The sequence below is a fragment of the Enterobacter cloacae complex sp. genome (genome assembly GCF_900322725.1).
Taxonomy (GTDB): Bacteria; Pseudomonadota; Gammaproteobacteria; order Enterobacterales; family Enterobacteriaceae; genus Enterobacter; species Enterobacter quasihormaechei.
Genome location: NZ_LT991957.1, coordinates 339259 through 359585 on the forward strand (window position 1 = coordinate 339259; position 20327 = coordinate 359585).

Genomic DNA, 20327 nt, shown 5'->3' on the forward strand with positions numbered 1-20327 from the left:
GCATCTCGCGCCCGGCTACAGAGGCGGCGATGTTAAGAAATCACGGTGAATGTTACTGTGAATCAACGCACAGATTGTTACAGAAATATGACAGGATGCGCAAAAAAGCGCATGAAATCACGTTTCACTTTCGAATTTCGCGCGTTTATGTTCGAAATCAAACAAACCACACGATTGATGTGGCTAAATGCTAAAAAACGAACATAGAGGAAAGGCAATGACAATTCACGATCCACGCTTAAGCGATGTGATTATCATTGGCGGTGGCGCGACGGGTGCCGGCATCGCACGCGACTGCGCCCTGCGGGGGTTGAGCGTCACGCTTCTGGAACGCCACGATATCGCCACCGGCGCGACGGGGCGTAACCACGGCCTGCTGCACAGCGGCGCCCGCTATGCGGTCACTGACCCTGAATCCGCGCGCGAATGTATCGCTGAAAACCAGATCCTCAGGCGCATCGCCCGCCACTGCGTTGAACCCACTAACGGCCTTTTTATCACCCTTCCCGAAGACGACTTCGACTTTCAGCAAACCTTTATTACCGCCTGCACGGCGGCAGGCATTCAGGCTGAGGCGATCGATCCGGCGCAGGCGCGTCGTATTGAACCCTCGGTGAACCCGGCGTTACTTGGCGCGGTGAAGGTGCCTGACGGAACCGTTGATCCCTTCCGCCTGACCGCCGCCAATATGCTCGACGCGCGGGAACACGGGGCGCATATCCTGACCGGGCACCACGTTACCGGACTTATTCGTGAAGGCAATACCGTGCGCGGCGTGCGCGTGTTTGATGCGCAGTACAACGAACACCGCGAGCTGTATGCCGCCGTGGTGGTTAACGCAGCGGGGATATGGGGCCAGCGCATCGCGGAATACGCCGATTTATCCATCCGCATGTTCCCGGCCAAAGGTTCGCTGCTGATCCTCGATCACCGCATCAATAACCACGTCATCAACCGCTGCCGCAAGCCGTCCGATGCCGACATTCTGGTGCCGGGTGACACCATTTCGCTCATCGGTACGACGTCAACGCACGTTGACTACAGCGACATTGACGTCAACCGGGTTACCGCCGAAGAGGTGGATATTCTGTTGCGCGAAGGGGAAAAGCTGGCCCCGGTGATGGCGCAGACCCGTATTCTGCGTGCCTACGCGGGCGTGCGTCCCCTCGTCGCCAGCGATAACGATCCGAGCGGGCGTAACGTCAGCCGCGGCATCGTGCTGCTCGATCACGCCGAACGTGACGGCATGGACGGGTTTATCACCATTACCGGCGGCAAGCTGATGACCTACCGGCTGATGGCGCAGTGGGCCACGGATGCCGTCTGCCGTAAGCTCGGCAATACCACGCCGTGCGTGACGGCGGAGCGGGCCCTGCCCGGCTCGCAGCACTCGACAGAAAAAACGCTGCATAAAATCATCTCGCTCCCCGCACCGCTTCGCGGCTCGGCGATTTACCGCCACGGCGACCGCACTCCGACCTGGCTTGGCGAAGGGCGACTCAGCCGAAGCCTGGTGTGCGAATGCGAAGCCGTGACCGCAGGCGAGGTGCAATATGCCGTGGAAAACCTGACGGTGAACAGCCTGCTTGATTTACGCCGCCGCACGCGCGTCGGGATGGGCACCTGTCAGGGGGAGCTGTGCGCCTGCCGTGCCGCCGGGCTGCTGCAACGTTTTCACGCCACCACGTCAACCCAGTCGCTTGCCCAGCTCAGCGATTTTTTAAACGAGCGCTGGAAAGGCATTCAGCCCGTCGCCTGGGGCGATGCCCTGCGCGAAAGCGAGTTTACCCGCTGGGTCTATCAGGGGCTTTGCGGGCTGGAGAAGGAGCACACCCATGAAATTTGATACCGTGATTATCGGCGGCGGGCTGGCGGGCCTGCTGTGCGGCCTTAAGCTGACGCAGCGCGGTCTGCGCTGCGCCATTGTGACTCGTGGTCAGAGCGCCCTGCACTTCTCCTCCGGATCGCTGGATTTACTGGGCGCGCCGTCGTTCGAAGATCTGCCGCCTGAACATCCCTACCGGCTGACGGGCGCAGAGAATATGGCCCGCTTTGCCTGTGAAACCGAATATCTGCTCACCACCTGCGGCGCACGCATGCAGGGTGACGCGGAGCTTAACCATCAGCGCGTCACGCCGCTCGGCACCCTGCGCGCCGCCTGGCTTAGCCCGGAAGAGGTGCCTGTCGCCCCCATCACTGCGGAACGCGTGCTGGTGGTGGGGATCAGCGGATTCCTCGACTTTCAGCCGCATCTGGCCGCCGCGTCTCTCAGGCAGCAGGGTGTTCAGACAGATACCGCAGAGATTGACCTCCCTGAACTCGACGTGCTGCGCGAAAACCCCAGCGAGTTTCGGGCGGTGAACATTGCCCGCCTGCTGGATAATGAACGTTACTGGCCGCAGCTGTACGCGGCGCTTCGACCGCTCGGCGAGACCTGCGACGCCCTGTTTATGCCCGCCTGCTTTGGCTTAACGGATAACCGGCTCTGGCGCTGGCTCTCGGCGCGTCTGCCCTGTACGCTCGGTTTACTGCCGACGCTCCCCCCTTCCGTGCCCGGCATCCGTCTGCATACCCAGCTTCAGCGTCAGTTTGTCGCCCAGGGTGGCGTCTGGATGGCGGGCGACGAGGTGAAAAAAATCACCCTGGCAGAAGGCGCGGCAAGCGAAATCTGGACCCGCAACCACGGCGACATCCCGCTTCGCGCACGCTATACGGTGCTGGCAAGCGGCAGCTTCTTCAGTAACGGTCTGCTGAGCAGTCGGGAGGGCGTGCGTGAGGCGATCCTCGGGCTGGACGTCCGGCAAAGCGCCTCCCGCGCGGACTGGTATCAGAGCGATTTTTTCACTCCGCAGCCCTGGCAGCAGTTCGGGGTGATTGTCGACGCCCAGCTGCGCCCGCGGCTGGACGGGCAACCGGTTGAAAACCTGTACGCCATCGGCTCGGTTCTGGGCGGGTACGATCCCGTGGCGCAGGGCTGCGGCGGCGGCGTCTGCGCCGTCACCGCGCTGCACGTTGCGGAGCAGATTATTCAGCGCAGGGAGGCAGCACAATGAACGACACCCGGTTTGAAAACTGCATCAAATGCACGGTTTGTACCACGGTTTGCCCGGTCAGCGGCGTCGATCCGCGCTATCCCGGCCCGAAGCAGGCCGGTCCCGACGGAGAACGTCTGCGCCTGAAGGACGGAGCGCTTTACGACGAGGCGCTGAAATACTGTATCAACTGCAAGCGCTGCGAAGTTGCCTGCCCGTCGGACGTGAAAATTGGCGATATCATCCAGCTCGCCCGCGCGCGCTACAGCACGCAGAAACCGACGCTGCGTGACGCGATACTGAGCCATACCGATCTGATGGGCAGCATCTCGACGCCTTTCGCACCGGTCGTCAATGCCGCCACCGCCCTGAAGCCGGTGCGCAGGCTGCTGGATGCAACGCTCAAAATCGACCATCACCGCAGCCTGCCGAAATATTCTCACGGCACCTTCCGCCGCTGGTATAAATCCGTGGCGGCAGAACAGGCGCGGTTCGCCGAGCAGGTCGCCTTCTTCCACGGCTGCTACGTGAACTACAACCATCCGCAGCTGGGGAAAGACCTGCTGAAGGTCCTGAACGCCATGGGAACGGGCGTTCAGCTGCTGAGCAAAGAGAAGTGCTGCGGCGTTCCGCTGATTGCCAACGGTTTTACTGACAAAGCGCGCAGGCAGGCGAAAAGCAACGTCACCGCTTTACGTGAAGCGATCGTCGACAAAGGCATACCGGTACTGGCAACCTCGTCAACCTGTACCTTCACCTTGCGCGATGAATATCCGCATCTGCTGGATGTGGATAACACCGGCCTGCGCGAGCACATCGAGCTGGCGACCCGTTTTCTCTGGCGCAAACTGGACGGCGGGCAGACGTTGCCGCTGGGCAAATTGCCGCTGAAAGTGGTGTATCACACGCCATGTCATATGGAAAAGATGGGCTGGTCGCTCTATACGCTTGAGCTACTGCGGCTGATCCCGGGGCTGGAGCTGACGGTGCTGGATTCACGCTGCTGCGGCATCGCAGGCACCTACGGCTTTAAGCGCGAAAACTACCCAACGTCACAGGCAATTGGCGCGCCGCTGTTCCGGCAAATTGAAGAGAGCGGCGCGGATATCGTCGTGACCGACTGTGAAACCTGTAAATGGCAGATTGAGATGTCCACCAGCAAACGCTGCGAACATCCTATTACCCTGCTGGCAAACGCGCTGGCGTAACCGTTGCCGGGGCCACCGCCCCGGCAGATTCTCACTCCACGAACAGCGACTCGACGACGTTGATCCAGCCGTGCTCGCTGGCGACCTCTTTGCCGTTCAGCCAGCGGCGCAGCATGTTCAGGGCCATCATCGCGCACACCTCCTGACGCACGGCCAGACTGTGGCGGGTAATACTCATCTTCACCCGCAGGGCGTGCGTTCCTTCCGGAGTTGCCAGGGCGAAGTTGAGATGCTCTTCATCCAGCCCGCCAACGAACAGCGCCAGCCCCGCGAAATGCTTCACTCTGCGCTCGGACGCCCAGCGCGCGGTCTGCGCGAGCGTCTCCTGCTGGAACGGCACCACTTCGCTGGCCAGCAGCGGCGCACCCGCCCGGGTCAGCTGGAGCGCCAGCAGCCCGCCGGTAAACTGCTCGCTTAGCGTCACGCTCAGCTGACGAGACTGCAAATGGCGGGCGATCTGCGCCGGCAGCCCTTCCGTGCCTTCGAAAATCAGGCTTTCCCCGGCGACGCGCTGCACTTCGGGCCACAGCGCCAGCATGGCGGCTTTCTCAGACGCCGGTCCGGTCAGCTTCAGTTCAATAATCGGCATCGAGGAGCGATAGCCCATCGACACGCCGGGAGGCAATTGCAGATGATCGAGGCTCTGGGCCAGATCGCTCTCCGAGCGGCCAAACGTGGTCAGACGCAGGCACAGCGGCGGTTCCGGCAGGGTAAAACGGTCGCGCAGGCGCGGCAGGATCTGCTGCTCGACCATCACCTTAAATTCCGACGGCACGCCCGGGGTGAAGAACATCAGGCAGCGGTTCAGCTGAACGGCAAACCCGCAGGCGGTGCCGACCGGGTTATCAATCAGCTCCGCGCTGGCGGGGATCTCGGCCTGCTTGCGGTTGCTGGGGGCCATCACGCGGCCACGATCGGAGAAGAAACGCTCCATCTGCGTCAGCCACGCGTCGTGGAGAACCAGGCCTTCGCCTTTGGCGGTGGCGGCAGCCAGCGCGCTGAGATCGTCACTGGTCGGTCCCAGCCCGCCGTTCACAATCAGCACGTCGCAGCGTTCGCTGCGCTCGCGCAGAACGTTGACCAGCGACTCAAGATTGTCACCCACGGTGTTGCGGCGCGTTAACGGTAATCCTTGCTCAAAGAAGAGATCGGCGAGCCAGGCGGCATTGGTATCAATGATTTGCCCATGCAGCACTTCGTCGCCAGTGGATAACATTTCCACGTTTATCATTGTGTTCTCCCATTTCAATGGTCAAAACACTATAGCGCAATCGAAGACCGGGGGAAGAGAGAAACTGGCGCGACAAAACGCCGCGCCGAGAGGATCAGAAACCTGCGCTAACGCCAACGTACGGGCCGTCTGCCAGAGCGTTGTCGCGGTTGCCGTCTTTACCGGCCAGGTTCAGATAGCGATAGCCCGCTTCGATGGTGATCGGACGCATGATGGTCCAGCGCGCGCCGGCGTTAGCTTCCTGATAGCTGTCGATACCGCTGGAGAGGGAATCCGGAGAGTAGTAGTACTCACCGAACAGGCCAAAGCTGTCGCCAATTTTCCACTGCAAGCCGCCGCCCACTGCCGCCGCGTAACCTTCGTCACCGTCGTTCGGGTTGGTGTAGATCCCTTTACCGCCAACGGTCGCCAGGAACGGGCCGAGAGGAACGTTGAAGCCGAGGCCCAGGCTTGCCGCATCGCCGTCGTCGTCGTTATGCGTCCAGCCGCCGGTCATTGCCAGACCTGCGCTGTCCGTGCCAAGACCGAAGCCCAGGTGGGTATAGTCCTCGCCCGCCGAGCCGTTGAAGGAAATAGCGTTGGCCGCCGCCGATACACACATCAGGCCTAAGCCCATTAATGCCACTTTTTTCATTGTCGTGATCCCGCACAATTTATTCAGAGATGTCCAAAAACCGCGAGATTTTAACCTGACTTTCAGGGGGATCAATGGACTCTGCGTGCGTCGGGCAATTAGTTTGTAACGATTTGATAATATCGACATTTACATCATCAACAAAAAGCGCATTTTCACGCACAGCCCGCCCAGATTTTCACTGGGCATCAGCTGGAGATGGCTGCGGTGAAGACGGGCAATGTCGTTGGCCAGCGCCAGACCAATGCCGGACCCGGCGGCATCGCCCACGTTATCCAGCCGATGAAACGGCAGCATGGCCTGGGCGATCTGATCTTCGGCAATCCCCGGTCCGCTGTCCTCCACGCTCAGCTCAACGGCATCGTTATCCGTGCGCAGGTACACCGTGACGATGCCCTGCTCAGGCGTGTATTTGATCGCGTTCTCCAGCAGGTTGGCGCAGAGTTCGCCCAGCAGCACGTCATCTCCCTCAATCATTACCGGCTGCTGTACGCCGTCATAACCGAGGTCAATAGCCTTGCTGCGCGCCTGCGCCAGCCGGGAAAAGCAGCTGTTTTGCACCACCTGAACCAGATCGACAGGGACAAACTGTCGCTCACCCTGCTCTTTTCGCTTCACCGCTGAAAGCTGTAGCAGCCTCTCGGTCAGCACGATGGTGTTATCCAGCGTCACGTTCATTGCCCGTAAACTTTCCTGCCACAGCGCCGGATCGTTACGCGTCAGGGCAACGGACACCTGGGTTTTCAGCACCGCCAGCGGCGTTTTGAGCTGGTGCGAGGCATCGGCATTGAAGCGCGCCTGCCGCGAAAGTACGCCGCGCAACCTGTCGATATAGCGGTTAAATGCCACAATCAGCAGCCGCGTTTCCGACCAGGGCAACAGCTCCGGCAGCGGGGCCAGCAGCCCTGGCTCGCGGCGCACCATCAGCGAGGAGAGCTGGCGCATCGGGCGCAGCACGCGGCGAAGCAGCCAGGCGGTTAAAATCAGCGTCAGCAGCACCAGTAGCCCCTGCGACACAAGCGAGGAAAACAGCAGCTGCGTGGCGAGATAGCGCCGCGACTGCAAGGTTTCGGCGACGTATATCTCCGCCATGCCGAACACGCTGTCTTCGTTAACCGGCTGGAGCAGCTTCGCCACGCGGATCGCCTGCCCGCGATACTCGGTATGATAAAACCAGGCCAGCGCAGGATAGTGGGTGGTGCGCGACGTGGAGGGTGGCATATTTGGCAGATCGTCATAGCCGGAGATCGTCCGCCCGTCAGGATCAACGACCTTGTAATAGAGGCGATCGTTCATGTTCAGCTCAAAGCTGTCGAGCACCACCCAGGGCACGTTTACCTGGAGCTTGCCGTTGTGCACCACCAGCCGCTCTGACACCGTGCGCGCCGAGGATAACAGCGTGCGGTCATAGGCCTGCGTTGCCGCCTGTAGCGCGCTAACGTAGCTGTTAAAGGCCGACAGCCCCCATAACAGCAGCAGCGGCAAACCCAGAAAGAGCAAAAGTTGCAGGTAAAGCGACTGCGGCTTAACCCACTTCATCGCCGCACTCCAGCACGTAGCCCAGCCCACGGAGCGTGGTGATCCGCACGCCGCTGCCGGTCAGCTTCTTGCGCAGGCGGTGAATATAGAGATCGATGCTCTCGGGGCTAACGTCGTCGTTCAGGCTGAACACCTGGTCGAAGAGCTGCTGTCGGGAAACGGGACGGGACCGGCGGTGCATCAGCACCTTCAGCAGAGAGAGTTCGCGCGGCGTGAGGGAAAGGGGTTCATCGCGCAGCAGAAAAAAGCCTTCATCATCGTACTCCAGCTCCCCCAGCCGCTGGCGCTCCTGGGTTCGCCCTTCACTGCGGCGCAGCAGCGCGCGCAGGCGGGCATCGAGTTCTTCCAGCTCGAACGGCTTCGGCAGATAGTCATCCGCCCCGGCATTCAGCCCTTTCACCCTGTCCGCCACGTTGCTGCGGGCGGTAAGAAACAGCACGGGAAGCGTCTGCCCGCGCTTTCTCAGGCGATGCACCACCTCCAGCCCGTCGAAGCCGGGCATGCCGATATCAAGAATGGCGACGGCATAGTTTTCCCCCTGCAAAAGGTGGTCGGCCGCCCGCCCGTCGTTGACGCAATCCACGGCAAATCCGTTCTGTACCAGCGCTTTCTCCAGCCAGTGAGCCAGCTCACGATTATCTTCCGCCAGTAAGAGACGCATATCACATCCTGTAAAGTTGGTGTCGCAGTGAAAGGGAAATGAAAGGTTATTGTTTTAACAATCACGCAACGGAACCGCTACAAGGTGGTTCACATAATCAGAAAAAAGACACCCGTACCCGTACTCCCGGTTCTCCGGCGTGAGGATAAACGATGAAAAAACAATTACTTTCTGCTGTTGCTGCAAGCGTATTGCTGTTGAGTGCCTCTGTCGTCCAGGCGCAGGAGGCGCCGTCCCGCACCGAATGTATCGCCCCGGCCAAACCCGGCGGCGGCTTCGACCTGACCTGCAAGCTGATTCAGGTCAGCCTGCTGGAGACGAAGGCCATCGAAAAACCGATGCGTGTCACCTACATGCCCGGCGGCGTGGGCGCGGTAGCCTATAACGCCATTGTTGCGCAGCGCCCTGCCGAACCCGGTACCGTCGTGGCCTTCTCCGGCGGCTCGCTGCTGAACCTGTCGCAGGGGAAATTTGGTCGTTATGACGTGGATGATGTGCGCTGGCTCGCCACCGTGGGCACCGATTACGGGATGATCGCCGTTCGCGCCGATTCTCCCTGGAAGTCCCTGAAAGATCTGCTGAGCGCCATGGAAAAAGATCCGAACAGCGTGGTGATTGGCGCGGGCGCGTCTATCGGCAGCCAGGACTGGATGAAAGCCGCGCTGCTCGCGCAGCAGGCCAAAGTGGATCCGCACAAGATGCGCTACGTGGCCTTTGAAGGCGGCGGCGAGCCAGTGACGGCGCTGATGGGCAATCACGTGCAGGCGGTATCGGGCGATCTCAGCGAAATGGTGCCCTACCTGAGCGGAGATAAGATCCGCGTGCTGGCGGTCTTCTCGGAAAACCGTCTGCCGGGCCAGCTGGCGGACGTCCCAACCGCCAAAGAGCAGGGTTATAACCTGGTCTGGCCGATCATCCGCGGCTTCTTTGTCGGGCCAAAAGTGACCGACGCCGAGTACCAGTGGTGGGTGGATACCTTCACAAAACTCCAGCAAACCGACGAGTTCAAAAAACAGCGCGATCTGCGCGGACTGTTTGAGTTCAACCTGAACGGCAAGCAGCTGGATGAGTACGTGAAAAAACAGGTGAATGACTACCGCGAACAGGCGAAAGCCTTTGGCCTGGCGAAATAACCGGAGGCGCTATGAGCGATCGCATTTTTGCCGGGATATGGCTGCTGCTCTGCATTGGCGGGCTGTTCGTCGCCTGGCAGATCCACAGCGAATACAGCTATGAACCCGTAGGGCCACGCCCCTTCCCCGTCGGCATTGTCGGCCTGATGCTGCTCTGCTCGGTGGCGCTACTGCTGCGCCATCCGGACACCGTAGAGTGGCCGCCACGCCGCACCCTGCAACGTCTGCTGGTGATGGTGATTGTCCTGCTGATGTACGCGTGGGGCTTTGAGTGGCTCGGCTTCCCGATTGCCACTGCCCTGCTGACGATGGTGATTGGCATGCTGTTTAACGCCTCGCTGCCCGCGGCGGGGATCTCCGGGGTCGTACTGGGCATTTTGCTCTGGTACGCCTTCGACCGCCTGCTGGACGTGACGCTGCCGCTCGGCGCATGGTTTAACTAACGGAGCACGCTATGGATACCTGGATCTATCTCTCTCAGGGGTTCGCGGTAGCGATGACCCCGGAAAACCTGGTGATCGCCCTGATCGGCTGCTTCGTCGGGACCATCGTCGGCCTGCTGCCGGGCCTTGGCCCGATCAACGGCGTGGCGATTTTACTGCCGCTGGCCTTTGCCCTGCACCTGCCTGCGGAGTCGGCGCTGATCCTGCTGGCGACGGTGTACATCGGCTGCGAGTACGGCGGACGAATTTCGTCGATACTGCTTAACGTGCCCGGCGATGCCGCCGCCATTATGACCGCGCTGGACGGCTACCCGATGGCGCAGCAGGGACGCGGCGGCGTGGCGCTCTCAATTTCCGCCGTCAGTTCGTTCTTTGGCTCCCTGATCGCCATTGGCGGCATCATTTTGTTCGCGCCGGCGCTGGCCCAGTGGTCGCTGGCGTTTGGTCCTGCCGAGTATTTCGCGCTGATGGTATTCGCCATTGCCTGCCTCGGCAGCATGATGGCGCAGAACCCGCTTAAGTCATTTTTATCTGCGCTGATTGGCCTGGGGTTAGCCACCGTCGGCGTGGATGCCAACACCGGGGTTTACCGCTTTACCTTCGACAGCGTACACCTCTCCGACGGCGTGCAGTTTATCGTCGTGGTGATTGGTCTGTTCTCCGTCTCAGAAATCTTGCTGATGCTGGAGCATACCAGCAGCGGGCAGACGCTGGTGCGTAAAACCGGACGTATGCTGTTCAATGCCAAAGAGGGGGCGCAGTGCGTGGGTGCTACCCTGCGGTCGTCGGTGATCGGTTTCTTTGTCGGCATTCTGCCCGGCGCCGGGGCAACCATCGCCAGCGCCATCACCTACATGACCGAGAAGAAGCTGAGCGGTAACAGCGACGGCTTCGGCAAAGGCGATATTCGCGGCGTGGCGGCGCCGGAGGCGGCCAATAACGCTTCGGCCTGCGGTTCGTTCATCCCGATGCTGACCCTTGGCGTGCCGGGTTCAGGCACCACGGCGGTGATGATGGGCGCGCTGACGCTCTATAACATCACCCCGGGGCCGGCGATGTTTACCGAGCAGCCGGATATCGTCTGGGGCCTGATTGCGGCGCTGCTGATCGCCAACGTGATGCTGCTGGTGATGAACATCCCGCTGATCGGCCTGTTTACGCGCATGCTGACCATTCCCCTGTGGTTCCTGGTTCCTGCCATCGCCGCCGTCTCTGCGGTTGGGGTGTACGCGGTGCACAGCACCACCTTCGACCTGGTATTGATGGTGCTGCTGGGGATCCTGGGCTACATCTTGCGCAAAATGCACTTCCCGATGTCGCCGCTGATTTTAGGGTTTGTGTTGGGGGAAATGCTGGAGCAGAACCTGCGCCGCGCGCTCTCCATCAGCAACGGCAACATGGCGATCCTGTGGGAGAGCAGCGTGACGAAGATCCTGCTGGCAATGGCGATTATGGTGATTGTCGTGCCGCCGGTGCTGCGCTGGGTCCGTCGTCGCCAGCACAAACCGCAGCCGGATATCGGCTGATTAGCCCCTTAACAGGGCATTGACCCACTGCCTTAACGCCTGGCGGGAGATTTTAATCCCGCCATTTTTCAGTTCTGACGGCAGCGCCAGCCAGTGCACCGGCTGCTCAAAGCGCGCCAGCCTGCCCTGAACCCACTCTGGCAACAGCGTGATATCCGTGCCCGGCGCACATTCCACTACCGCCACCGGCCGCTGCCCGTACTCGGCATCGTCCAGCGGAACGACAAACGCCTGGCTTACCTGCGGATGCGTAACGATGACGCGCTCCAGCGCTTCCGGCTGGATCCCTTCTCCGCCGCTGAAAAAGAGATTGTCCATGCGGCCCAGAACGGCCAGGCGGCCGTTATGCCACTCACCGCGATCGCGGGTGGCGAACCAGCCCTGCTCGTTGACCAGCGGCAGTAACGCGCCGTCCCGCCAGTAGCCCACCGCCATGCTTTCTGCCCGGATCCAGATTTCACCGTTTACCACCTGCACCTCTCTGCCCGGCAGCGCGCGGCCCACGTCCGGCGCGCCGTCAGCCTCCTTGGCGCAGACGGTGGAGGCGAACTCGGTCAGGCCGTAGCCGCAGTAGGTGCGAATACCCTGCTCGCGCGCCTGTTCGGTCAGCTCAACGGGGATTTCCGCCCCCCCGAGCAGCACGGCCTTCAGCGCGACGGGATGGTGTGAATTGAGCAGCCGCCACAGCTGCGTCGGCACCAGCGAGGCGTGGGTGCAGCCCTGGAGCGCCTGCTCCAGAGGCTGTTTTTCGCGCACGGTGAGGCGGCCTCCGCCCTGCAACCAGCGCCACAGAATCCCCTGACCGGAGACGTGAAACAGCGGCAGGGACAGCAGCCAGTCGTCATCACCGCCGTAAGGCATCAGGGACAGCACGCCTCGTGCGCTGGCAAGGTGGGCAGCACAGGTATGCACTGCCGCTTTTGGCAGGCCGGTGGAGCCGGAGGTGAGCGTCATTGAGGCCAGACGTTCAGCTCTCCACGCCACGCTGGCAAGCTCCTCGCCCTCTCTCAACGCCAGCGCGGGCAGACCGTCATACTCACCGTTAAGCACCAGCGCAAAGCGCAACGTCATCTGCGGCAGGAGAACGTCCAGCAGCGGGCGGGGAAGCTGAGGGTTTACCGGCAAAATGCGGGCGCCGCACTGAAGCAGGGCCAGCCAGGCCAGCAGCGTGCGCGGATGGTTGTGGGCGAGGAGCATGACGCCGTCGCCCTCCCTGACGCCCTGAGCCTGAAAACCGGCGGCCAGACGATCGATACGCTCGCACAGCTGAGACCAGTTGTGCGTGACTTCGTCTAAACGCAGCGCGGGTTTATCACCACTCCGGGCGCGCCAGTGCCGCCACGGCCAGTCGTTAAAGCTCATCGCAACGGCTCCAGCGCCCCGACGTCAAGGCACGGTAAGGTGCTGTCCGGCCACGGGCGAAGCAGCTGCGCCTGCATCAGGCTCAGCGTATCAAGGCCGGGTACAGTCTCTGGCGTTAACCAGGCGGCAATGCGCGCCAGCTGCGTCAGCCCGAGGCTCGATTCTATGGACGAGCTGATCACCGCCGTCATCCCCAGCGCATGGGCCGCTGCAACCTGCTCGCGCACCTTGTCGAGGCTGCCGGTCAGCGTTGGCTTAATCACCACGGCGCTGACGCCCGGCTCGGCGGCAAACGTGAAATCGGCTTCGCGAAGGCTCTCATCCCAGGCGATAGCAATGCCGGTTTCCCGGGCAAAGGCGCGGGACTCGTCGCGCGTTTTGCACGGCTCTTCGAGAAACGCGATGCGGCTGCGGTACGCCGGGTTGACGTACTTCGCAAACTGCTGCGCCTTCAGCGGCGTCCAGGCGCGGTTGGCGTCCAGGCGCAGGTGTAGATCGGGAATGGCTTCCAGCAGCAGGTTGACAACCATCCCGTCGCGCACCGCTTCGTACAGGCCGACCTTAATTTTCGCCACCTTCTCGCCCGGCATCGCGGAGAGCAGCGCGAAGAGTTCATCCGGATCGCCGGTACAGAGCGGCGCGGCGCGATAGTTCGCCGCGTCCGGCAAACTGCCGTCCAGCTCGGCCAGCGCACAGCTGATGCCGAACGCGGCGGAAGGAACGTCCGGCAGTGCCGGAGCCACTCCCTCGCGCCATTGGTGCGTCCAGGCCATCAGCGCCGCCTGCGCCTCGTCCAGCGTTTCCAGGCTAAAGCCCGGAAGCGGGGCGATTTCGCCCCACCCTTCCCGCTCGCCCTGCCGGAGGTGCACAAAAAGTCCGTCACGGGTTTTTAACCGCCGTTCACGCAGCACCACGCCCGCGTCCATCGGTATCTGCCAGCGGTAAACCTGCGCGCGACGCATTACGGGTTCCGTTTGTATTTGCTGAAGTCTGGCTGGCGTTTTTCGTTGAACGCGTTGCGCCCTTCCTGACCCTCTTCGGTCATGTAGAACAGCATGGTGGCGTTACCCGCCAGCTCCTGAAGGCCCGCCTGACCGTCACAGTCCGCGTTCAGGGCCGCCTTCAGGCAGCGCAGCGCCATTGGGCTGTTTTGCAGCATTTCGCGACACCAGCGCACGGTCTCTTTTTCGAGATCGGCGATCGGCACCACGGTGTTAACCAGGCCCATATCCAGCGCTTCCTGTGCGTTGTACTGACGGCACAGGAACCAGATTTCGCGGGCTTTTTTCTGGCCGACGATGCGCGCCATGTAGGAGGCGCCCCAGCCGCCGTCGAAAGAGCCCACTTTCGGGCCGGTCTGGCCGAAGATGGCATTTTCCGCCGCGATAGTCAGGTCACACATCATGTGCAGCACGTGACCGCCACCGATGGAATACCCTGCCACCATCGCCACGACCGGTTTCGGACAGGTGCGGATCTGGCGCTGGAAATCCAGCACGTTCAGGTGGTGCGTGCCCGCATCATCCTGGTATCCGCCGTAGTCGCCACGCACTTTCTGATCGCCGCCGGAGCAGAAGGCTTTCTCGCCTTCCCCGGTCAGAACGATGACGCCGATATTGTCGTCGTAGCGGGCATCCGCCAGCGCCTGGATCATCTCTTTGACGGTCAGTGGACGAAACGCGTTGCGCACCTGCGGACGGTTGATGGTGATTTTGGCGATACCGTCGGCGGATTTGTGGTAACGAATGTCGGTGTAGCCTTCGGAGCAGTCCTGCCATTCAACCGGCGCGTAGAGCATGTTTTCATCAGGATAGATCATAGCGTGTCCTTTGTTCGATGACGCAGTATCTGAGCCAGACTCGCGGCAACCGCATCCGGGTTCTCCCGGTGGGCGTTGTGTCCGGCATGGGGGATAGCATGGCGCGTGGCGTTGAGTTCAGCGGCAAGGGCTTTGAACTTCTCATCACGTTCGCCATAGAGAAAGTAAAAAGGAAAATCACGCGCGGTGAGCGCGGGACGTAAATCAGGCTGAACGGCAAGCGAGGTGGCTTCCAGCATATCAGCCAGCCTCGGGCCGTTGTTCCGGCTGCGCAGCGCGATCAGCGCCTTGCGCTGTTCCTCCGTAAGGGAGGAAAAGACCGGCTGTTGATACCAGTCTGTAAAGACAGCTTCCAGCGGCTCGCTGCGAAAACGTGACGCCCAGCGTCGGTCAGCGATCAGCCGCGCCTGACGCGCATCGGTATCTTGCAGGCCAGGGTGTCCACCCTCCACAATCACCCCGTCTAACCCCGCCGGGTGCTGGCAGGCATGAAACATCGCAATGCGGCCGCCGAGGGAGTACCCCACCAGCCAGTAATTTAGTATGTTGTAACTAATAAGGGTGTGCGTGAGCAACTCGCTCATCTCTGCAAACCCCGCCACGCCCGTCTCCGCGGAACCACCGTGTCCGGGCAGGTCAAGGTAGAGCCGGGGATAGTCATCCAGCGACGCCCCAACGGTCTGCCACTCGCGACAGTCGCCGGAAAAGCCGTGCAGGAAAACCAGCCAGGGGTAGCCTGGTTTTCCGCGCTGAGTGACGCCTGCGAGGATCACAGGTGGCTCACCTGCGCCAGCAGATGTTGCAGCTTCTGCGCGCCGTCCGAATCGTTAACCACCAGCTCAATCAGCGTTGCGCCGGGCTGTCGCCAGGCGGCGTTCAGCGCCGTTTCCAGCGCGTCCCAGCTTTCCGGGCGATGGTACTTAAGGCTGAACATGGCGGCGGCGTGTTCGAACTGCACGTTTTGCGGCATCAGATAGAAGCGCTCACGTTCGCTTTGCGGAGTGGGCAGTAGGGAGAAAATCTGCCCGCCGTTGTTGTTAACGACAATCAGCACGAAAGGTGCCGACGCCTGGCGCAGGAGCGCCAGCGCGTTGAGATCGTAGAGGGCTGAGAGATCGCCCACTATCGCCAGCGTGGATTTCGCGCTGGCCCGCTGTACGCCCGCCGCGGTGGAGATCAGACCATCAATGCCGCTCGCCCCCCGGTTGCTGTACACCGGGTAACCTGCGGGCAGCTTCGAGAAGGCGTCAATCAGGCGCACCACCAGGCTGTTGCCGACAAAAAGTTGCCCCTGCTCGGGAAGGTATTTGCGGATACGGTGCGCCAGACCGGCTTCACTGAACGCCTCGCACTGCGCTTTGGTGAGCTCCCACGCCTGACGCGAAAGTTCGGGGATCTCAACCGCCCAGGGCTTACGTTTTTCTGCCGGATGAAGCTCCAGCCAGCGCTCAACGTCGCTGACCAGCCTGCGACCGCGATGGTGCGCCGGGTCAAGGCGTCCTTCGAGCGGATCCACCAGCCAGTACTCTTCCGGCGTGCAGGTGGCCTGCCACTGGAGCAGGCGCTTGCCCGTCAGGCTCGATCCCAGCTGGACGACAATCTGCGCCTGCGCAAGCTCGGTGACCGCCTTCGCGTTCCCCAGCCAGAGGTCCGCGCAGGGCAGCGGCTGGCCCGTCTGGGAAAGCACGTCGCCAATCAGCGGCCAGCCAAGCGTGTGTGCCCACTCCGCCGCCAGCCTGCCTTCCGCCGCGCTCATCCGCCCGGCAATGACCACGCCGCGCTTCTGACGCCAGAAGAACCAGTCGCGCTGTTTCGCGCTTTCCAGATGCGTCTGCTCGCGCAGCCACGGTTTTTCGCTTTCCCACCAGTCGCCGAGCTGCTGCTGCCAGGCGAGGCCGGTATCGTTCATTTCGCCGTACAGCGGCTCGGCAAACGGGCAGTTGATGTGCAGCCCGCCGCTGCGCAGCGCGTTCATGGCGTGGTCGAGAGTGGAGACCAGCCAGCTGGCAGGAATATCCTGCGTGGGGCGCGGCAGCGAAACCGTCCGTGACGGATGCGAGGCAAACATGCCGGGCTGACGAATCGCCTGGTTAGCGCCGCAGTCAATAAGTTCAGGGGGACGATCGGCGGTGAGTAAAATCAGCTTTTCGCCGGTTAACCCCGCTTCAATCAGCGCCGGATAGAGGTTCGCCACCGCCGTGCCGGAGGTGACTATCACCGCCACGGGCGCTTTGCTGACTTTCGCCAGGCCGAGCGCCAGATGACCGAGTCCACGCTCGTCAAAATGGGTGTGATGAATAAAAGCCCGGTTTTCCGCCGCAGCAAGGGTGAGCGGCGTGGAGCGAGAGCCCGGGGCAATACACACGTGCCTGACGCCATGCCGGGTCAGGGCTTCAAGGATCACCGTCGCCCAGCGTCGGTTAAAAGAACTTACTGACATGAGATTGTCCAGTATCAAGAATGCGACACAGTATAAATAATAGAAAAAGTCAGAATTTTGATATGAATCGGGATTGTACGAATCAGTATTAATCCTTCAGGAGAAGGGAACGCAGCCCGGCGGCTTTGTTTTCGATCTCCTGCCACTCCTGTTCCGGATCAGAGCCGCTGACGATGCCCGCCCCCGCATAAAGACGCAGCGCGGCGTCGTGAACGCGTGCGGAGCGTAATGCCACGCAGAATTCACTTTGATCGACCGACAAATAGCCCGCCGATCCCGCGTACCACTCCCGGTCAAACGGCTCCACCTTCTCAATAAATTCTCGCGCCGCCTGACGCGGCAGCCCGGCCACCGCCGCCGTCGGTTGCAGAATATTCAAACACTGCTCGTCGTCAGCGTGTTTGAGTTCGGTCCAGATACAGCGGCGTAAATGCTGCACCTTGCGCAGACGCAGCACCTGCGCAGGCAGGATCTCCAGCGTCCGGGTCTGGTGCTGAAGACGCTGGCAGATATCTTCCACCACCAGCATATTTTCCCGCTGATTTTTGTCGTCGTTCATCAGCCAGTCCCCCAGACGCTGGGCCTGCTTATCGTCAGAATGGCTGGCAACGGTGCCTGCCAGCGCTTCGGTGCGCAGCAGCGTGCCGCGTCGCCGCCACAGGCGCTCGGGGGTCGAGCCAAGAAACGCGTTGTCGGCATCGAAGACCATGCAAAAATGATAGCAGTTGAGGTTCAGCGCGCGGCTGGCGGCCATCAGCGCAATGGCGTCTACGGGCTGCCGGCACTGCACATCGGTGGCGCGTGCGAGCACCACTTTCTCGACGTCGCCGCGAGCAATGGTATCCGTTGCCTGACGGATCAGCGCCAGCCATTCCGGTTTTTCTGGATGATGGGTTTCCTGCTCAATCTGAACGGACAGCGGGCGGATCGGCGCGGCGTCGCGCAGGTTATCGACAAAATTCAATGCCGCACGGGCATCTTCGCGCAGCGAGGTTTCGCTCCACAGTTGCAGGCGCAGCGTGGCGACCCCGGCAGACCTTCGCCAGAGAAGACGCGGTAAAAACAGCGTGCCCTGCGCTGGGTTGAAAGCGTTCAGGCCGCAGATACGGGTGTCATTTGCCACGGCATGGGTGTGCAGGAACCGGGAAGCCGAGGCCAGAGAATCAAAATGGGCGAGGCTTCCGAGCGCGGCAAGTTCTTCATCACCGCTGCGCTGTTGCCAGTAAAACTGGGGATAGCTTCGCTGCACGCCCAGCCAGGCCAGGGGATCGAAGGCATCGTTTAACGGGAAAGAGACGTCGAAATGACGGAAACCGGGTGTATCAGGCAACGCTTGCGCAAGCTGGGTGCGCAGGCTTTGCAGCGCGAGGAAAATCGAGTGCACGCGAACCTCTCCCTGTTAAAACCTTATATTATACGGGGTACTGACAATAAATAGCAGTACCCACGTGTAGGGAGGGGTTTAGCGGCTTAACGGCGGGCTAACAGCAGACCCAGCACCAGCCCTACGGCCGCACCGACGCCAATACCCTGCCATGGTTTTTCATGCACATAATCGTCGGCACGATACACCGCCTGTTTGGCGCGGTAGTAGTAGTTGTCGGACGCGTTACTGACGCGGTTTTTAACGTCATGCAGCGCCTGCTCGGCGCGGGCTTTAAGCTCAATGTACTTCTGATCGGCAGGATCGCCTGACGAGCGCAGCACTTCTTCCAGCGTTTCGCTTAGCAGCGTCAGGTCGTCGTCTGCTCGGGTTTCCCAGGATTGAAATGACATATTTTTCTCCATGTTAGTACACCAGTCCGATAACTATAGACAACGTCTCGCTATTGCGCCTGTTTCGCTTCGCGCGCCATGCCAACATGGGGGATGCCATCTTCGTCATAAATCCCGGTGACCGCGCTAAAGCCAAAATGGGCATAGAAAGATTGCAAATGCGCCTGTGCGCCCAGGTATAACGCCTTGTCTGGCCACTGTTTTTGGCATGCTTCCAGCGTCTTTTCCATCAGCTGATAGCCCAGCTTTTCACCGCGCGCGCTGCCGCTGACGATGACGCGGCCAATGACGACAGGGTCAAAATCGTCGTCGCTTTTCAGAATCCTCGCATACGCCACCAGCTCGTTATTCCGCCAGCCGAGGATGTGCCGGTTCTCGCCGATTAAGTCATCGCCGTCGATATCCTGATACGGGCAGGTTTGTTCAACCACGAAGACTTCGCAGCGCAGCTTGAGCAGGGCGTAGAGTGACTGCACGGTCAGTTCGCTGTGGTGTAGATCTTGCCACTGGATCATGTGTTTCTCCTTCCTGGGGTTCATCACGTTATACTAAACCTCTTCCCATTGGGCAAAGGGCTGATTGCGTTATGGAACTGATTTTTCTGGGTACGTCCGCCGGCGTGCCAACCCGCTCACGAAACGTGACGGCAATTCTGCTGGATCTTAAGCATCCTACCCGGGGTGGGCTGTGGCTGTTTGACTGCGGTGAGGGCACGCAGCACCAGCTGCTGCACACCTCATATCACCCAGGGAAAGTGGATAAAATATTTATTACGCATCTGCACGGCGATCATCTTTTCGGCCTGCCGGGCCTGCTGTGCAGCCGTTCAATGGCGGGTAACGCCAACCCGCTGACGATTTATGGCCCTGCGGGCATTCAGGAATTTGTTGAAACCACGCTGCGCCTGAGCGGCTCGTGGACCGACTATCCGCTGGAGGTGATTGAGATAGCCGAAGGCCAGGTGTTCGACGACGGTGATTATCGGGTGCACGCTTACCCGCTTAACCATCCGGTGGAATGCTACGGCTATCGCATTGAGGAGCACGATAAACCCGGCGCGCTGAACGCCGCCGCGTTGCGGGCCGATGGCGTCAGGCCCGGCCCGCTGTTCCAGCGCCTTAAGCTTGGTGAAACCGTCACGCTGGAAGACGGGCGCGTCATTAACGGTCAGGATTACCTCGCGCCGCCGCAGCCGGGCAAAAAACTGGCTATTTTTGGTGATACCGCCCCCTGCCCTTCGGCGCTTCGGCTTGCCGGGGGCGTGGACGTGATGGTGCACGAGGCGACGCTGGAAGCGGCGATGGAAGAGAAAGCCAACAGCCGGGGGCACAGCTCAACGCGTCAGGCGGCGCGGCTGGCGCGTGAGGCTGGCGTTGGGAAACTGATTGTCACGCACGTCAGTTCACGCTATGACGTCCACGGCTGTGAAAGCCTGCTGGCAGAGTGTCGGGAGGTGTTTCCCGCCTGCGAGCTGGCGGAAGATTTCGCTCAGGTCAGCGTTTAGTCCTTTATTTTTCCCTCAG

The 20327-nt window shown here is 61.1% G+C and carries 19 protein-coding genes; 7 read left to right on the plus strand and 12 right to left on the minus strand.

The annotated features are described in order from the left end of the window. Positions 1 to 217: 217 nt before the first annotated feature. From glpA to glpC, 3 genes are read left to right on the plus strand one after another with little or no spacing between them, the layout of a single operon-like run. A complete protein-coding gene (glpA, locus tag DBR02_RS01560) occupies positions 218 to 1846 on the plus strand; it encodes an anaerobic glycerol-3-phosphate dehydrogenase subunit A (RefSeq protein WP_107533411.1) in 1629 nt (542 codons plus the stop codon). Further along, positions 1836 to 3053 (plus strand): glycerol-3-phosphate dehydrogenase subunit GlpB, encoded by a 1218-nt coding sequence (gene glpB, locus DBR02_RS01565; protein ID WP_107533412.1) that lies wholly within the window; start codon positions 1836 to 1838, stop codon positions 3051 to 3053. The genes glpA and glpB overlap by 11 nt, the downstream gene beginning before the upstream one ends. Beyond that, the gene (gene glpC, locus DBR02_RS01570; protein ID WP_107533413.1) at positions 3050 to 4240 is read left to right on the plus strand and encodes an anaerobic glycerol-3-phosphate dehydrogenase subunit GlpC; all 1191 of its coding nucleotides are present in this window, start codon (positions 3050 to 3052) and stop codon (positions 4238 to 4240) included. Before glpB ends, glpC begins: the two co-directional genes overlap by 4 nt. 31 nt (positions 4241 to 4271) lie before the next feature. Here glpC and DBR02_RS01575 read toward each other — a convergent pair whose 3' ends face one another. The 4 genes from DBR02_RS01575 to tctD all read right to left on the minus strand — a co-directional run bounded on the left by DBR02_RS01575 (position 4272) and on the right by tctD (position 8305). After that, complete coding sequence (locus DBR02_RS01575) at positions 4272 to 5471, minus strand: nicotinamide mononucleotide deamidase-related protein YfaY (RefSeq protein WP_063868226.1); 1200 nt, start codon at positions 5469 to 5471, stop codon at positions 4272 to 4274. Between the two features lie 94 nt (positions 5472 to 5565). After that, positions 5566 to 6105, minus strand: a complete 540-nt coding sequence (locus DBR02_RS01580) for a YfaZ family outer membrane protein (protein ID WP_063450369.1) — start codon at positions 6103 to 6105, stop codon at positions 5566 to 5568. Between the two features lie 129 nt (positions 6106 to 6234). Next, on the minus strand, positions 6235 to 7644 hold the full coding sequence (locus tag DBR02_RS01585; protein ID WP_064910304.1) for a sensor histidine kinase: 1410 nt from the start codon (positions 7642 to 7644) through the stop codon (positions 6235 to 6237). Next, positions 7631 to 8305: a transcriptional regulator TctD gene (gene tctD / locus DBR02_RS01590; RefSeq protein WP_107533414.1), complete on the minus strand. Its 675-nt coding sequence runs from the start codon at positions 8303 to 8305 to the stop codon at positions 7631 to 7633. The genes DBR02_RS01585 and tctD overlap by 14 nt, the downstream gene beginning before the upstream one ends. Positions 8306 to 8457: 152 nt before the next feature. Here tctD and DBR02_RS01595 point away from each other — a divergent pair, with 152 nt between their 5' ends. Genes DBR02_RS01595 through DBR02_RS01605 form a run of 3 tightly spaced genes read left to right on the plus strand, consistent with a single transcriptional unit; the run spans position 8458 to position 11407 of the window. Then, the gene (locus DBR02_RS01595; protein WP_107533415.1) at positions 8458 to 9438 is read left to right on the plus strand and encodes a Bug family tripartite tricarboxylate transporter substrate binding protein; all 981 of its coding nucleotides are present in this window, start codon (positions 8458 to 8460) and stop codon (positions 9436 to 9438) included. A gap of 11 nt (positions 9439 to 9449) precedes the next feature. Continuing rightward, on the plus strand, positions 9450 to 9881 hold the full coding sequence (locus DBR02_RS01600; RefSeq protein WP_063450373.1) for a tripartite tricarboxylate transporter TctB family protein: 432 nt from the start codon (positions 9450 to 9452) through the stop codon (positions 9879 to 9881). An 11-nt stretch (positions 9882 to 9892) separates the two neighbouring features. Next, positions 9893 to 11407 carry a tripartite tricarboxylate transporter permease gene (locus DBR02_RS01605; RefSeq protein WP_063868219.1) on the plus strand — a complete coding sequence of 505 codons (1515 nt, stop codon included), beginning with the start codon at positions 9893 to 9895 and terminating at the stop codon, positions 11405 to 11407. Here the strand turns inward: DBR02_RS01605 and menE are convergent, their stop codons facing one another. The 8 genes from menE to DBR02_RS01645 all read right to left on the minus strand — a co-directional run bounded on the left by menE (position 11408) and on the right by DBR02_RS01645 (position 19319). After that, positions 11408 to 12769 (minus strand): o-succinylbenzoate--CoA ligase, encoded by a 1362-nt coding sequence (gene menE / locus DBR02_RS01610; protein ID WP_107533416.1) that lies wholly within the window; start codon positions 12767 to 12769, stop codon positions 11408 to 11410. After that, positions 12766 to 13731 carry an o-succinylbenzoate synthase gene (gene menC, locus DBR02_RS01615; protein ID WP_107533417.1) on the minus strand — a complete coding sequence of 322 codons (966 nt, stop codon included), beginning with the start codon at positions 13729 to 13731 and terminating at the stop codon, positions 12766 to 12768. The genes menE and menC overlap by 4 nt, the downstream gene beginning before the upstream one ends. Continuing rightward, the gene (gene menB, locus DBR02_RS01620) at positions 13731 to 14588 is read right to left on the minus strand and encodes a 1,4-dihydroxy-2-naphthoyl-CoA synthase (RefSeq protein WP_013098093.1); all 858 of its coding nucleotides are present in this window, start codon (positions 14586 to 14588) and stop codon (positions 13731 to 13733) included. The genes menC and menB overlap by 1 nt, the downstream gene beginning before the upstream one ends. Then, complete coding sequence (menH, locus tag DBR02_RS01625) at positions 14585 to 15361, minus strand: 2-succinyl-6-hydroxy-2,4-cyclohexadiene-1-carboxylate synthase (RefSeq protein ID WP_107533418.1); 777 nt, start codon at positions 15359 to 15361, stop codon at positions 14585 to 14587. The genes menB and menH overlap by 4 nt, the downstream gene beginning before the upstream one ends. Continuing rightward, entirely contained in the window at positions 15358 to 17028 is a 1671-nt protein-coding gene (gene menD / locus DBR02_RS01630; protein WP_063868211.1) for a 2-succinyl-5-enolpyruvyl-6-hydroxy-3-cyclohexene-1-carboxylic-acid synthase, read from the minus strand. Before menD ends, menH begins: the two co-directional genes overlap by 4 nt. Positions 17029 to 17116: 88 nt before the next feature. Continuing rightward, positions 17117 to 18412 (minus strand): isochorismate synthase MenF, encoded by a 1296-nt coding sequence (menF, locus tag DBR02_RS01635; RefSeq protein ID WP_107533419.1) that lies wholly within the window; start codon positions 18410 to 18412, stop codon positions 17117 to 17119. Between the two features lie 86 nt (positions 18413 to 18498). Next, the gene (elaB, locus tag DBR02_RS01640; RefSeq protein WP_063450380.1) at positions 18499 to 18804 is read right to left on the minus strand and encodes a stress response protein ElaB; all 306 of its coding nucleotides are present in this window, start codon (positions 18802 to 18804) and stop codon (positions 18499 to 18501) included. A 50-nt stretch (positions 18805 to 18854) separates the two neighbouring features. Beyond that, on the minus strand, positions 18855 to 19319 hold the full coding sequence (locus DBR02_RS01645) for a GNAT family N-acetyltransferase (protein WP_107533420.1): 465 nt from the start codon (positions 19317 to 19319) through the stop codon (positions 18855 to 18857). A gap of 71 nt (positions 19320 to 19390) precedes the next feature. On the opposite strand from DBR02_RS01645, the gene rbn reads away from it, so the two are divergent. Then, positions 19391 to 20308, plus strand: a complete 918-nt coding sequence (gene rbn, locus DBR02_RS01650; RefSeq protein WP_107533421.1) for a ribonuclease BN — start codon at positions 19391 to 19393, stop codon at positions 20306 to 20308. Positions 20309 to 20327: the final 19 nt, after the last annotated feature.

Coding starts and splice junctions, on each gene's coding strand:
- DBR02_RS01645 (WP_107533420.1), bottom strand. CDS start 19,319: ATGATCCAGTGGCAAGATCTACACCACAGCGAACTGACCGTGCAGTCA.
- elaB (WP_063450380.1), bottom strand. CDS start 18,804: ATGTCATTTCAATCCTGGGAAACCCGAGCAGACGACGACCTGACGCTG.
- menE (WP_107533416.1), bottom strand. CDS start 12,769: ATGAGCTTTAACGACTGGCCGTGGCGGCACTGGCGCGCCCGGAGTGGT.
- glpA (WP_107533411.1), top strand. CDS start 218: ATGACAATTCACGATCCACGCTTAAGCGATGTGATTATCATTGGCGGT.
- DBR02_RS01575 (WP_063868226.1), bottom strand. CDS start 5,471: ATGATAAACGTGGAAATGTTATCCACTGGCGACGAAGTGCTGCATGGG.
- DBR02_RS01605 (WP_063868219.1), top strand. CDS start 9,893: ATGGATACCTGGATCTATCTCTCTCAGGGGTTCGCGGTAGCGATGACC.
- menB (WP_013098093.1), bottom strand. CDS start 14,588: ATGATCTATCCTGATGAAAACATGCTCTACGCGCCGGTTGAATGGCAG.
- DBR02_RS01595 (WP_107533415.1), top strand. CDS start 8,458: ATGAAAAAACAATTACTTTCTGCTGTTGCTGCAAGCGTATTGCTGTTG.
- glpC (WP_107533413.1), top strand. CDS start 3,050: ATGAACGACACCCGGTTTGAAAACTGCATCAAATGCACGGTTTGTACC.
- menC (WP_107533417.1), bottom strand. CDS start 13,731: ATGCGTCGCGCGCAGGTTTACCGCTGGCAGATACCGATGGACGCGGGC.
- menD (WP_063868211.1), bottom strand. CDS start 17,028: ATGTCAGTAAGTTCTTTTAACCGACGCTGGGCGACGGTGATCCTTGAA.
- glpB (WP_107533412.1), top strand. CDS start 1,836: ATGAAATTTGATACCGTGATTATCGGCGGCGGGCTGGCGGGCCTGCTG.
- DBR02_RS01600 (WP_063450373.1), top strand. CDS start 9,450: ATGAGCGATCGCATTTTTGCCGGGATATGGCTGCTGCTCTGCATTGGC.
- DBR02_RS01585 (WP_064910304.1), bottom strand. CDS start 7,644: ATGAAGTGGGTTAAGCCGCAGTCGCTTTACCTGCAACTTTTGCTCTTT.
- tctD (WP_107533414.1), bottom strand. CDS start 8,305: ATGCGTCTCTTACTGGCGGAAGATAATCGTGAGCTGGCTCACTGGCTG.
- DBR02_RS01580 (WP_063450369.1), bottom strand. CDS start 6,105: ATGAAAAAAGTGGCATTAATGGGCTTAGGCCTGATGTGTGTATCGGCG.
- rbn (WP_107533421.1), top strand. CDS start 19,391: ATGGAACTGATTTTTCTGGGTACGTCCGCCGGCGTGCCAACCCGCTCA.